This window comes from Halobacillus locisalis (assembly GCF_013694105.1).
GTDB classification, from domain to species: domain Bacteria; phylum Bacillota; class Bacilli; order Bacillales; family Halobacillaceae; genus Halobacillus; species Halobacillus locisalis.
Genome location: NZ_JACEFG010000001.1, coordinates 820,911 through 834,111 on the forward strand (window position 1 = coordinate 820,911; position 13,201 = coordinate 834,111).

Sequence of the window (13,201 nt, forward strand, 5' to 3'; positions counted from 1 at the left end):
GTTCCGCCTCCTTAATCGAGTACCTCAAGAATGATTTGGTCATTCGTAAACACGCAGATCTCTCCGGCAATCTCAAGCGCTGCCTTGGCTATTTCGTCGGCTTCCTTTTCAGGGGAATACCGCTTCAATGCACGCCCTGCACTGAGGGCAAAGTTGCCACCTGAACCGATGGCTAAAATACCATCGTCCGGTTCTATTACTTCCCCAGTACCGGAAACGAGAAACATTTGCTCTTTATCCATCACGATCAACATTGCTTCCAATTTGCGTAAAACACGGTCACTACGCCATTCTTTGGCGAGTTCTACAGAAGCGCGTGCTAAGTTTCCATCATAGGCTTCAAGCTTTCCTTCAAACTTTTCGAACAGCGTGAAAGCATCGGCTACAGATCCAGCAAATCCAGCTAAGACTTGATCGTTGAATAATCGCCTAACTTTTCTCGCCTTATGCTTCATAACCACCTGATTACCCAGCGTAACTTGACCGTCCCCACTCATCGCACTTCTTCCTTTGTGTTGAACGGCGAAAATCGTTGTTGCATGAAATTGTTCCATCGTTTCACCTCATTTATTAGCTCTTGGATGGCTGTTCATATAAACATTTCGCAGCCGATCTTTTGTTACGTGTGTATAAATCTGAGTAGATGCCAGCTGATCGTGACCAAGCAACTCCTGAACCGAACGGAGGTCCGCTCCAGCATCCAATAAATGCGTCGCAAAAGAGTGGCGTAATTTATGCGGCTTTATGTTCACGGTCAGTGCCGTCTTCTCTACCATTTTATTTAGAATTAATCGGATCCCTCTAGCCGTAAGCGGACCACCTTTGGCGTTTAGAAAGATCGAAGACACTCGAGATGAGCTTTTCCTCTCTAAATGCTGCCTTCCCTCTTCCATATAGCGGATGAGGGCTTGCCTTGCAAAATCACCAAATGGAACATAACGCTCTTTATTTCCTTTTCCGTGAACAAGCAACGTTGATAAAGAGAAATCGATGTCGGATACTTCAATATTTGTGCATTCACTCACACGTATTCCCGTACCATATAGCAGTTCGATGATCGCCTGGTTTCTCTGACCCAAAGGATCACTCAAATCACTGACCGTAAATAGTTCCCTCAATTCTTCTTCATAGAAAAACTCCGGAATAGGATGATCGGCTTTTGGTAAGGAAACAAACGTAAATGGATTATGACCCACTATGTCCTCTCGCTCTAGAAAACGATAATAGCTTCGCAAACTGGATACTTTCCTCGATACCGACCGCCTTGACAGCTGACGCTCATGCAACTGAGCAAGAAAGATTCGAATATCCGAATATTCACAGCTTTGAATGGTAATTTGTTGAGCACACAGAAAATCCTGAAACTCATCAATATCCGTCGTGTAATGTATCACTGTCAACGATGAAGCGTTCTTCTCAATTTGTAAATATTCTATAAACGAAGACTTGTGCATCAGACGCTCACCTATCCCCTCATAAAGGCGTTTAAATTTTATCACATTTCTGACTAGTATAACAATCACTTTAATAAAAATGTAACAAAATTCTGAATTGTTTCCAAGCATTATCTATTTTCTATTCCATATTACGCTGATGTCATAAGTTGTCGAACTATGTAGACTAACAAAGCGTAATTATAGCGGTCCACTTAGCGCGTGTCAATTATTAAAGTAAATAAAGACCACACATACCCCTATTCTTAATCAAAATGTAAAAAACCATAAAAAAAGAGTCTACAACTATTAGGGTAGTCATAGACTCATCGATTTATAACACTAGGCCTGTGCTTCTTCCTTATAATCACAGTTTGTACACGTAATCTGTGTACCCTTCTTCTGCTTTTTCTCAACAAGCATGGATTCACATTTCGGACAAGGACGGCTGATCGGCTTATCCCAAGAAATGAAGTCACAGTCAGGGTAACGTTCACAACCATAAAATTTTCGGTTTTTCTTGCTCTTTCTTTCGACGACTTCTCCTTCTTCACATTTTGGACAAGTGACATCGATTTTTTTCAAGATTGGTTTGGTGTTGCGGCAATCTGGAAAGTTGCTGCAAGCAAGGAATTTGCCGTAGCGCCCCATCTTATACACCATTTCGTGCCCACATTTCTCACAATCTATGCCCGCAGGCTCATCTTTAATTTCGATTTCTTCCATTTCCTTCTCAGCCTTTGTCAAGCGTGGTTCGAAATCTTTGTAGAATTCACCGATGATGGATGCCCAATTCTGCTCGCCTTCCTCGATCGAGTCTAAGTCATCTTCCATGCCTTTTGTGAAATCGACATCGATGATCTCCGGGAAGTACTCCTTCAGTTGATCTAAAACGATTTCACCGAGTTCCGTTGGTACGAAGCGTTTGTTATCCAAGGCCACATACCCACGCCGCTGAATAGTATCAAGTGTTGGTGCATAGGTGGAAGGGCGGCCGATGCCAAGCTCTTCCAACGTCTTCACCAGACGTGCTTCGGTGTACCTCGGAGGCGGCTGGGTGAAGTGTTGGTTCGGTTTGATTTCTTCCGCTTTTACTGTCATGCCTTCTTCCATATGAGGCAACAGCTTATCTTTCTCTTTCTTATTATCATCATTACCTTCTACATATACCTTCATGAAGCCTTTAAACTTTACTTCTGAGCCCGTAGCTCGGAACTCGACGCCTTCATTTAACATATGAACGGTCATCGTATCGAGAACAGCTGGAGCCATCTGACTTGCAATGAAACGGTCCCATACGAGTTTGTAGAGCCTGTATTGATCTCTGGATAGTACGCTCTTCATCGCTTTCGGGTCACGGTCAGCACCTGTCGGCCGAATCGCTTCGTGAGCATCTTGTGCTCCTTCTTGTTTCTTTGTAGCTTTTCCTTTGCCTAAGAATTCTTTTCCATAGTTATTCTCGACATACTGTTTCGCATCCTCTTTGGCGGAATTGGATAGACGAGTGGAGTCCGTACGCATGTACGTGATTAAACCTGTTGTCCCCTGTTTTCCTCCTAAATCGATTCCTTCATACAACTGCTGGGCGATCATCATCGTTTTCTTCGCCCGGAAGTTAAGCTTTCTTGCTGCTTCCTGTTGAAGAGATGAAGTGGTAAAGGGCATCGATGGGTTTCTCCTACGCTCTCGTTTGTTCACTTTTTCAATCGAGAATTCTTCGCCTTTCATACGTTGTTGGATCTCTTTGACATCATCTTCGGTTTTTAACTCTTTCTTTTTACCATCGATTCCGTAAAAGGCTCCTTCAAACGTCTCTTTATCTTTTAAGAAGTCACCTTCAATTGTCCAATACTCTTCAGGCGTAAAGCTTTTAATCTCATTTTCACGATCGACAATGATTTTGACTGCAACGGACTGAACCCGTCCCGCACTAAGACCCTTTTTCACTTTCTTCCATAGTATAGGGCTGATGTTGTACCCGACAAGACGATCCAGGATACGGCGCGCTTGCTGGGCATCAACTAGATTCGAATTGATGGTACGGGGTTGTTTAAATGAGTCCTTGATTGCTTCTTTTGTAATTTCGTTGAATACCACTCGGCATTCGGACTTGTCATCTATATCTAAACTATGCGCCAAGTGCCATGCAATCGCCTCTCCTTCACGATCGGGGTCGGCTGCGAGATAGACTTTCTTTGCTTTCTTAGCAGCGGTTTTCAATTCTTTTAAAACCGGGCCTTTGCCTCGGATGGTTATATACTTTGGTTCAAATTCATTTTCAACGTCGACGCCCATCTGACTCTTTGGTAAATCACGGACGTGTCCGAGTGAGGCTTTCACTTTGTATTTTTTTCCTAGGTATCGTTCAATCGTTTTTGCTTTCGCAGGTGATTCAACGATTACAAGATAATCTGCCATATTGGTTCCTCCCATAGAGGTGTTTTCGTTTCTCTATTTAATCCATAAAGTAAATCTTCCCTATTATTAAATACAATGAAACCGTTTGTCAAACATCCGTGGTTGACTTTTTTGGAAGTCTAGGTCGTTTTGAGCCTATATTAAAGCCGTTTTCACAACTTTTATTCAAATTTTTCTGACCACTCGATAAGTAGGTCGCGAGCGTTATGAACAAGCTTGGCCCCGTCATTGATCATTTGGTGGCACCCCTCACTTGTTGGGCTTCCTGGACGTCCCGGCATTGCAAAGACTTCTCTCCCCTGCTCAAGTGCCTGATCTACTGTTATAAGCGATCCGCTCCTGAGACGTGCTTCTACTACGAAGGTTGACCAAGTAAGTCCCGATATAAGACGATTCCTCTCAGGAAAGTGATATTTCTGTGGCGATCGATCTGGTGGGTATTCGCTCATTACCAGCTGTTCGCTTGCTAAACGGTGGTACAATGAGATGTCATTACGTGGATATATATGATGAAAACCTGAGCCTAAGATCGCTATCGTTTTCCCGCCGTTTTTGATGGACAAATGATGGGCATACTGATCGATCCCCTTGGCCATACCACTAACCAGTACAAAACCTTGATCAATAATAGGTAAGAGAATCTCTTTCATAGCTGAATAGGCGTCACGAGAAGGGGTTCTTGTCCCGATGACACTAAGTCCTTTTGGGGCATGGATAAGAGAAGGGTCTCCCATTAAATAAAGGACTAAAGGCGGGTCTGGAATCGTTTTAAAAAGAGGAGGATAACTTTGGTCGAACCACGTGATAATGGCATACTCTTTTAAAAAATGGTCGACTTTCTTCATTATATTAGGGTCGTGAATGTGGTTGTAGATGATGGTGGCTCTTTTGAGCGAAATGTTCAAGGAAGATGAAAGATCCTTTGGGGATTGGTTAAAAGCTTGTTTAAGACCAGGGTCTGATCGCAGCCAGCGTTTGAGTAGGGGGCGGGTTACATGCGGGGAATGGTGTAAGCGGATAAGACGTTCTTTGATATTCATAGACATCCTCTTCTCATAGACGGAAAACCGTGTCTAAAGGACACGGTTTTCCATTTGTTATGATTATTAATGTGTTTTGCACTTCTCAAACAAGTTTGCTTCTTTTAGTACATTGATCAATGTCTCACCCATGACAGAAGGTGTTTCTGCAACTTCAATACCGCACTCGTTCATGACACGGATTTTCTCGTCTGCCGTACCTTTACCACCAGAAATGATGGCACCAGCATGGCCCATACGTTTTCCAGGAGGTGCCGTACGTCCACCAATGAAGCCGACAACAGGTTTATTCATGTTCGCTTTCACCCATTCAGCTGCTTCTTCCTCTGCTGTACCGCCGATTTCACCGATCATGATCACAGCTTCTGTATCATCATCTTCGTTGAACGCTTTTAGGACGTCGATGAAATCTGTACCATTGACAGGGTCTCCACCGATGCCGACAGCTGTCGACTGTCCTACACCCGCTTCAGATAGCTGGTGAACCGCTTCGTACGTAAGAGTACCAGAACGTGAAACAACTCCAACATGGCCTTTTTTATGGATATAACCAGGCATGATACCGATTTTACACTCGTCGGGCGTGATGACTCCAGGACAGTTCGGTCCGACAAGACGTGTCTTCTTGCCTTGCATATAACGTTTCACTTTCGTCATATCAAGAACAGGAATGTGTTCAGTAATGCAGATGGCGAGATCCATGTCCGCATCTGTCGCTTCCATGATGGCATCTGCTGCGAATGGTGCTGGAACGTAGATGACAGAAGCGTTCGCTCCAGTCGCTTCCACCGCTTCAGAAACCGTGTTGAATACAGGAATCCCCTCGACTTCCGTTCCACCTTTACCAGGCGTTACACCACCGACGATCTGTGTACCGTATTCAACCATTTGTTTCGTATGGAAAAGGGCTGTAGAGCCAGTAATTCCTTGAACAATGACTTTTGTATCTTTATTAATATATACACTCATCTGATTTCCCGCCTTTCTTACTTCACTAATTCAACGATTTTTTGTGCACCTTCTGCCATGGAGTCTGCAGAAGTGATATTCAAACCGGATTCTTTCAAAATTTTCTTCCCTGCATCAACATTCGTACCTTCTAAGCGCACAACAAGAGGAAGTGTTAAACCGATTTGTTGTGTCGCTTCAACAACACCTTCTGCAATCACATCACACTTCATGATTCCACCGAAAATGTTAACGAAAATGCCTTTAACATTGTCATCAGAAAGAATGATTTTGAAGGCTTCGGTTACTTTTTCAGCTGTTGCACCGCCACCAACGTCAAGGAAGTTGGCTGGGTCACCACTATAGTGTTTGATTGTATCCATTGTTGCCATCGCAAGACCGGCACCGTTGACCATACAACCGATATTTCCATCTAACGCAATGTAGCTTAAATCATACTTAGACGCTTCCACTTCTTTAGGGTCTTCTTCATCGAAGTCACGAAGGTCAGCCACGTCTTTTTGACGGAACAAGGCGTTATCATCAAAATTCAGTTTTGAATCTAGCGCCAATACATCCCCGTCACCGGTAGTAACGAGTGGATTGATTTCTGCAATAGAGCAATCCTTTTTCACAAAAACGTCGTAAAGTCCAAGCATAAACTTGACGGCTTTACCTACGGATTCTTTTGGAATATTAATATTAAATGCCAAACGACGCGCTTGGAACGGTGTAAGACCCGTCACAGGATCGATGACTTCTTTAAAGATTTTTTCCGGTGTCGCTTCGGCTACTTCTTCAATCTCTGTACCGCCTTCTTCTGAAGCCATCATCGTCACACGGCTCGTTGCACGGTCCAATACAAGTCCTACGTAATATTCCCTCTTGATATCGCAACCCTCTTCAATGAGTAAGCGCTTTACTTCTTTACCTTCAGGACCAGTCTGATGGGTTACAAGTGTCTTACCTAGTATCTCATCAGCGTATGTACGCACTTCGTCAAGATTTTTTGCAATTTTAACTCCACCGGCTTTCCCACGTCCGCCTGCATGGATCTGTGCTTTGACGACTGTTACGTCGCTACCTAATTTCTTCGCTGCTTCAACAGCTTCATCTACGGTATACGCGACATATCCTGTTGGAACAGATACGCCAAAATCACGCATGATTTGTTTTCCTTGATACTCGTGAATGTTCATGTTTCATCCTCCCATCAAATTTCACTGCATTCCTATTGTATAAAAAAACGCTACCAATTGTCCACAGAAAGCTAGATTTCTGTCGAAGAATTCAGACAAGTTTACCAGTCTATTATTATGTAAACTTAATAGATTATTGATACATACCATATCACATGGTACTATTTTCACATGAATCTCCATATGAAACATGACGGTTCCGCGAACCCTCCATCTTATCAAATTATGGATTTGGTGAACGAGGCCTTCGATATGGTTGGGAGGTGCAAAATGTTATTCATTCAAAGAGTACTCTTTGTGATCGTGCTGATCACTATAGCTTTTCTTCCCTATCTTGTTATACATAAGGGGGAAAATTACCCTTTTGGCTATGATTATGAGCATACAGGAGAAGTTTTAGAAATCTACGATCTCGACCGATTCGGGAATGTCAAACACACCTATTTCATTGAGGGTGCCATTCCATTACAACTATCCCAAAATCAGACTTATGATTTGGATGTCGCTGTACTCATTGATGAATCACGGGGGTTCCTTGAAGTGCCAGTCAGACAATACATCCTTTATCTAAAAGACTGGTATAAAGATATCTCGTTCAGAATTGGTTTTGTGCTCATAGCCCTCATTCTCGTTTTTTATCCTAAGAAATCTTTGAATCAGCTTTTATATTTATCGAACAATCTGAAGAAAGAACTAAAGCAAGATTTCCCTGAATATTATGAGGACAGGATTAAAAATGGCTTTAAAACGCGTCATGCCATTCATTTAGTCTTAGCAACTTTCATCATAGTGTATGCAGAATGGAATCAGTATCCGGGAGATTTAGTAGAAGAAATCAGTCATTATGTGGAAAATTCGGATGAAGTACATCAAGAAAAAACCAGTGACCCTCTCTAGGTTACTGGTTTCAACAGCGAGTGATTGGATTGCTCTCTTTAAATTTACATACAACAAAACCGACCAAAATATTTATCTTTTCTTGAACTGCTGATCAGATTTGTAAATAAACGCAAATACTTCGGCTACTACATGATAGAGCTCCTCCGGTATTTGCTCATTGATATTTAGTTCAGATAGCAGTTCGACCAATGAAGCATCCTGTTGAACAGGCACATCATGATCATTTGCTTTTTCCAATATATTGTCAGCAATAAAGCCTTTCCCTTTCGCGACGACCTTTGGTGCTGCCGCCTGTTCGGATTGATAGCTTAATGCAACCGCTTCTCTACGCTTTTCATTCATATTCGAATGTCCACCCCTTCATCTCCGCTACTCATATCTGGCGTTTGTATGGCGTTTGCTTGCTTCTCAATAGGCTTTACGTGCAAAGTCGATAATTGATAGCCTACCTGTTTAAGTCCTTCCACTAGAGAGGGTTTGAATTCTTCGACAACGTCCTCGACCTCATGATGATTGTAAACCGTCACGCCGACACGTCGGTTGACAATATTCAAGTCAACTACCGTATCCTCGAAATGTTCAAGCGATAAGAAAAACACGACGTGGCAGAAATCCGGGTCGATTTCCCCGTCTTTTGTCTTTCGCCCTTCCATATTCATCTGGATATCGCCTGTAGCACCAACCATATCTCCTGGAAATTGCATAGCCATTTGAATGGTTTGGTTCGTTTCCTGATGAGCAGACACTTGAATACCATTGATTAACGAAACCATTTGCCTCGCCGTTTCTGGGCGGATTGCCGTTTGAGGGTCTTGCATGCTTTGTAATAACGACGACTTTAAACTCGGCTCTTTCGTCATCCCTTCCTCACTCATCACCGCACGCTTGAGCATGGATTCGTCTTGAACCCCTGATAAATCGAGCATAGCTTTCAATTTGATCAAGATGGAATCTTTTACTGAAGGTGAAAAATCTGACGCGAGACGACTGACCCACTCGGTTAGCGACGCTTTTTGGTTGTGCGTGAGTTGACTGGACTGGATTTGTTGTAAAGATCCTGCCACTTCTCTCATGGCTGGTGTCGCGACAGGTGTCTTTTGCTCCATTTGTTGTGAAAGTTGTCTCATTACTTGTTCCATAACAGGGCGCACAGACTCGGATAGCATAGGAAGCAACTTTTGAAACGTCTGTCTTTGTTGCAATGCCTGATGATCGGCTGCCCATTTCTGAATACTTGATTCCGTTAGCTTAGGGGCCGATTGAGCGGTACTAGCCGAATCAACCAATCTCGTCAACTGCGATGTCCACCTAGCTAAGGACTGTTGTTCACTTTTCGGCATCGGCAACTGCTGATCGAACAATCTTTTCATCCCTTGGGCTATATGATCGATGGATGCTGGAAGTGGGGGAGGCGTCTGGCGGGCATGACTCAAAAGTTGTTGAGTCTGTTGCAGGGAGGGCATCTGTGTCCCTGTTTTTGTTCCCGCCCATTGATTCCATGTTTGTTGAAAACGACTGAACGAAGCATCGTCATTGATTAACCCCGCTTTTTGAAACAACTGAAAAGATGTAGGGTTGTTGGTCACGACTTCCCCTACCACTTTCATCATGGACGACTGCGTTGTGCTGACCGTAGGAGGCGCGCCTTTTAAATGTGAAATAAGGTTCGCTACTTTTTGGTCATTCATCGTTTGTGGGCTCTGTACAGGTTGAAGCTGCTTAAGTAGCTGGGTCACCTCAGTGGTTTGTTTGGTTGCAATCGCCTGAAACACAGAAGGCTTCATGGGGTACTGCTTTTGCATCATCTGCATCAACACATCTTTTGCCACGTTTTTCTGACCAGACTGTTGTAATATGGATAAAGCCTGTTTTAAGTCAGCGGTTTGAAAAGGCGTTTCTGTCTTCAGTAATGAGTTCAAAAAATCCACATTCAGCTTCGTCGCCTTCATTCCAAGTCCTTGGAGCAATTGGTTCACATCCAAACGCTGCGCCGTCCCTTTTTGTTGCGAAATGACTTTCAACTGCATCATTCCATCATGAGATGAGGTCACTTGAAAAACGTAAGATTTCCCCTTCGTCAGGGATGTTTCAAGCTGGGCTTGGACCTGTTGCTTCCCGACTTGAACGACAGCACGGTTTCCAGGAATCAACTCGACAACTTTACCTGTCATCACTTGTCCAACTTTTGGTGCAGCACTTGCCTGTTGTGTATTCTGCAATTTTCCTAGACTTGAAATCGATGGATTCACCTATCTCCACTCCTTACCGTCGCTTCTCTTACCGGTGCAAAACTATGACGATGATATGGGGAAGGGCCATGTGCCATGAGTGCATCGATATGATCGCTTGTCCCGTAGCCCTGATTAGAGGCAAACTGATACATGGGATAGCTTTTATGCAGCTCAGCCATATAATGATCCCTCGTGACTTTGGCGATGACACTCGCAGCCGCAATCGATACACTTCTTTGGTCCCCTTTGACGAGGCTCACCTCGGATTCGACTTCTTCGAGTTCCATCGCATCAATCAGCAAATGATCAGGATATCGCTTCAGACCTTCTACTGCTCGCATCATCGCAAGCTTCGTAGCCTGATAGATATTCATCCGGTCGATCTCTTCATTGCTGACGATTCCTACACCCCAGTCGGTCTCTTCTTTTATGATCTTATAAAACGATTCTCTCTTTGTTAACGATAACTTCTTCGAATCATTGAGACCTTCTAGATAGAAGTCATCAGGCAATATGACAGCACCTGCTACAACAGGACCAGCAAGTGGCCCTCTCCCCGCTTCATCAATTCCCGCAATGGCCGTCTTACCATTTCGTTTTGCTTTATATTCAAACCCTTTCATCGTTTCAAACTGTGCTTTTAATTCCGCTCTCTTTTGTCGTTTCGTCTCATATTGAGCGACAATTCTCTGGACGCCTTTTCTAGAATCCTGCTTAAAAGATTCCATTTCTTCTATTGAGAATTGACCTGCTTCTAGCTTTTTCTTAATTTCTTTAATCGTCATCGTAGTCATCATGTCTTACTCCTTCATTTCTATTCATATCGGCATTTCCTATTCAACTATGTAGTCTGGATGAATAGATCAACTCAAGCCTAGGCCGTTTTAACCATGAGTCCTCGCCCTGATTATCATCATAAAAAAAGAAAAAACGCAAAGTGATTGGACTCACCATGCGCTTCGTTTCTTTTTATGATGGACGCTCAAAACTGACTAGCCCGACCTTGCCGCCGCGAAGGTCATGTAAAATGATATCGGACACTTTGTCAAAGTTGACCTGTCCACCGCTCTCCAGACAGCCACGCTTGCGACCGATCATTTCAAACGCATCCATAATGTCTTCATAACTTTCAAAGCCGAAGCGACTTTCTAAGAACTTCGGGTAGTTGGCTTGCAGATAATCGAGTACGTATGCCGCGACATCCTCCTTCGGTAAGATCTGATCTTTGATAGTACCGATGGATGCCAAACGATATCCGACTTCTTCGTCTTCAAATTTCGGCCATAGAATACCTGGTGTATCGAGCAATTCAAATTCTTTTTTGACTTTGATCCACTGTTGCTTTTTCGTTACCCCTGGCTTGTCACCTGTTTCTGCAATTTTTCTATTTGCGAGACGGTTGATCAACGTGGATTTTCCTACGTTTGGAATACCTAAAATCATAGCGCGAGAGGCTCGTGGGCGAACACCTTTGGCTTTAAGCTTATCTTGCTTCGCCTGTCCAAGTTCTTTCGCCAGCTGAATGACTTTTTGCACGTCCTGTTTTTTATTAGCTTCAATCGCAATAGCGACCATACCTCGTTCTTCGTAATAGTTAACCCACTCGTTTGTAACATTCGGGTCAGCTAAATCTTTCTTCATGAGCACGACCATCTTCGTCTTTTCTTGCAAAATATCATGAAGCATCGGGTTTTGTGATGATTCCGGCGCCCGTGCATCCACTAGTTCTATGACAAAATCAACAAGTTTTAGTTTTTCAGTCACTTCTCTTCTTGCTTTTGCCATGTGTCCTGGAAACCATTGTATCGTCATATTAGCCCTCCTCGCTTATCCATTCAATCCGATTGAGCGGCCAGTACGAGACAATCGCCTCCCCTACCAACTGATCATCACTAATGACACCTAACATCCGGCTATCTGTAGAGTTACGTCGATTGTCACCAAGAACGAGCACAGAGCCTTCTGGTACTTCTTCGTAACCACCAGGCAGTTGCTCGATTGAAAAGTCGTTCGTTAAGGTCTCATTCGGATATTGTTGTTTCTGTTCTGTCAAATATGGTTCTTCTATAGCTTCCCCATTAATATATAGTTGATCATTTTCATAAGACACGTGATCGCCGGGAACGCCGATGACGCGCTTTATGTAATCCTTTCTTTCGGTCGCGTGGAACACGACAACGTCAAAACGGTCAGGAGAGCCTAGTGTGTAATTAATTTTGCTGACAATCAAATGCTGGCCGCTATGTAAGCTTGTCAGCATTGATGGGCCTTCAACGACGACCGGCGCAAACAAGAACACCCGCACGACGACGGCTAAGACAGCCGCAATGATGAAAGCCTTAATCCAATCCAACCACTGTTGTTTCATAAAAAAGCGCTCCTCTTCCCTTTTCAATTTCTTATATGCATGGTCTTTGCCAGTAGATAGATATCAGGCGACCATATAGTAGACAAGGACATTGTAAACGACCTTCTTATGTATCCAGTACAGGTATGTCACTTACTCACGCATGCATTCATTCTACCATATCAGAAGTTATGTAGAGTAGAAAAAAGGAGCTTGACAGATGCAAGCTCCTTTCAACAGAATTATCTAAGTTCTTTAATACGAGCTGCTTTACCGCGTAGGTTACGCAAGTAGTATAGCTTCGCACGACGAACGCGACCACGACGAGTACGCTCAATCTTAGCAATACGTGGAGAGTGAACAGGGAATGTACGCTCAACACCTGTGCCGTAGCTGATTTTACGTACAGTGAATGTTTCACTGATTCCACCGTTTTGGCGCTTGATTACAACACCTTCGAATACCTGAATACGCTCACGGTTACCTTCGACAACCTTCACGTGTACCTGAACCGTGTCACCTGGACGGAAGTCAGGAAGATCAGTACGAAGCTGTTCTTTTGTAATGTCATGAATTAACTGTTGCATTGACTTTCACTCCTTTTTAACTAATGCTCATGGCTTCTATGAGGCAGCGGAACATCGTTTTCCACTTAAACCGTACGTTTAAGCACAAATTATAATAT

13 protein-coding genes are annotated in these 13,201 nt (G+C 43.5%); 1 reads left to right on the forward strand and 12 read right to left on the reverse strand.

Features of this window, described 5'->3' with window-relative positions; translation table 11 throughout:
• Nucleotides 1–11 precede the first annotated feature (11 nt).
• From hslV to sucC, 6 genes are all read right to left on the reverse strand, one after another.
• Entirely contained in the window at nucleotides 12–554 is a 543-nt protein-coding gene (gene hslV, locus H0266_RS04310; RefSeq protein WP_181471136.1) for an ATP-dependent protease subunit HslV, read from the reverse strand.
• Between the two features lie 9 nt (nucleotides 555–563).
• Nucleotides 564–1,454 carry a tyrosine recombinase XerC gene (xerC, locus tag H0266_RS04315; RefSeq protein ID WP_181471723.1) on the reverse strand — a complete coding sequence of 297 codons (891 nt, stop codon included), beginning with the start codon at nucleotides 1,452–1,454 and terminating at the stop codon, nucleotides 564–566.
• A 321-nt stretch (nucleotides 1,455–1,775) separates the two neighbouring features.
• Nucleotides 1,776–3,851 (reverse strand): type I DNA topoisomerase, encoded by a 2,076-nt coding sequence (gene topA / locus H0266_RS04320; protein ID WP_181471137.1) that lies wholly within the window; start codon nucleotides 3,849–3,851, stop codon nucleotides 1,776–1,778.
• 161 nt (nucleotides 3,852–4,012) lie between these two features.
• Nucleotides 4,013–4,891, reverse strand: a complete 879-nt coding sequence (gene dprA / locus H0266_RS04325) for a DNA-processing protein DprA (RefSeq protein WP_181471138.1) — start codon at nucleotides 4,889–4,891, stop codon at nucleotides 4,013–4,015.
• 66 nt (nucleotides 4,892–4,957) lie between these two features.
• The gene (sucD, locus tag H0266_RS04330; RefSeq protein WP_181471139.1) at nucleotides 4,958–5,860 is read right to left on the reverse strand and encodes a succinate--CoA ligase subunit alpha; all 903 of its coding nucleotides are present in this window, start codon (nucleotides 5,858–5,860) and stop codon (nucleotides 4,958–4,960) included.
• A 17-nt stretch (nucleotides 5,861–5,877) separates the two neighbouring features.
• Entirely contained in the window at nucleotides 5,878–7,038 is a 1,161-nt protein-coding gene (gene sucC / locus H0266_RS04335) for an ADP-forming succinate--CoA ligase subunit beta (protein WP_181471140.1), read from the reverse strand.
• Nucleotides 7,039–7,308: 270 nt separating this feature from the next.
• Here sucC and H0266_RS04340 point away from each other — a divergent pair, with 270 nt between their 5' ends.
• Nucleotides 7,309–7,935: a hypothetical protein gene (locus H0266_RS04340; RefSeq protein WP_181471141.1), complete on the forward strand. Its 627-nt coding sequence runs from the start codon at nucleotides 7,309–7,311 to the stop codon at nucleotides 7,933–7,935.
• 72 nt (nucleotides 7,936–8,007) lie between these two features.
• Here the strand turns inward: H0266_RS04340 and H0266_RS04345 are convergent, their stop codons facing one another.
• The 6 genes from H0266_RS04345 to rplS form a co-directional block, all read right to left on the reverse strand.
• The gene (locus tag H0266_RS04345) at nucleotides 8,008–8,280 is read right to left on the reverse strand and encodes an EscU/YscU/HrcU family type III secretion system export apparatus switch protein (protein WP_181471142.1); all 273 of its coding nucleotides are present in this window, start codon (nucleotides 8,278–8,280) and stop codon (nucleotides 8,008–8,010) included.
• The gene (locus H0266_RS04350) at nucleotides 8,277–10,187 is read right to left on the reverse strand and encodes a hypothetical protein (RefSeq protein WP_181471143.1); all 1,911 of its coding nucleotides are present in this window, start codon (nucleotides 10,185–10,187) and stop codon (nucleotides 8,277–8,279) included. The genes H0266_RS04345 and H0266_RS04350 overlap by 4 nt, the downstream gene beginning before the upstream one ends.
• Nucleotides 10,184–10,963, reverse strand: coding sequence for a ribonuclease HII (locus tag H0266_RS04355; protein WP_181471144.1), 780 nt, complete (start codon nucleotides 10,961–10,963; stop codon nucleotides 10,184–10,186). The genes H0266_RS04350 and H0266_RS04355 overlap by 4 nt, the downstream gene beginning before the upstream one ends.
• A gap of 175 nt (nucleotides 10,964–11,138) precedes the next feature.
• Entirely contained in the window at nucleotides 11,139–11,981 is an 843-nt protein-coding gene (gene ylqF, locus H0266_RS04360; RefSeq protein ID WP_181471145.1) for a ribosome biogenesis GTPase YlqF, read from the reverse strand.
• A 1-nt stretch (nucleotide 11,982) separates the two neighbouring features.
• The gene (gene lepB / locus H0266_RS04365; protein ID WP_181471146.1) at nucleotides 11,983–12,537 is read right to left on the reverse strand and encodes a signal peptidase I; all 555 of its coding nucleotides are present in this window, start codon (nucleotides 12,535–12,537) and stop codon (nucleotides 11,983–11,985) included.
• A gap of 221 nt (nucleotides 12,538–12,758) precedes the next feature.
• A complete protein-coding gene (gene rplS, locus H0266_RS04370) occupies nucleotides 12,759–13,103 on the reverse strand; it encodes a 50S ribosomal protein L19 (RefSeq protein ID WP_181471147.1) in 345 nt (114 codons plus the stop codon).
• Between the last annotated feature and the right edge of the window lie 98 nt (nucleotides 13,104–13,201).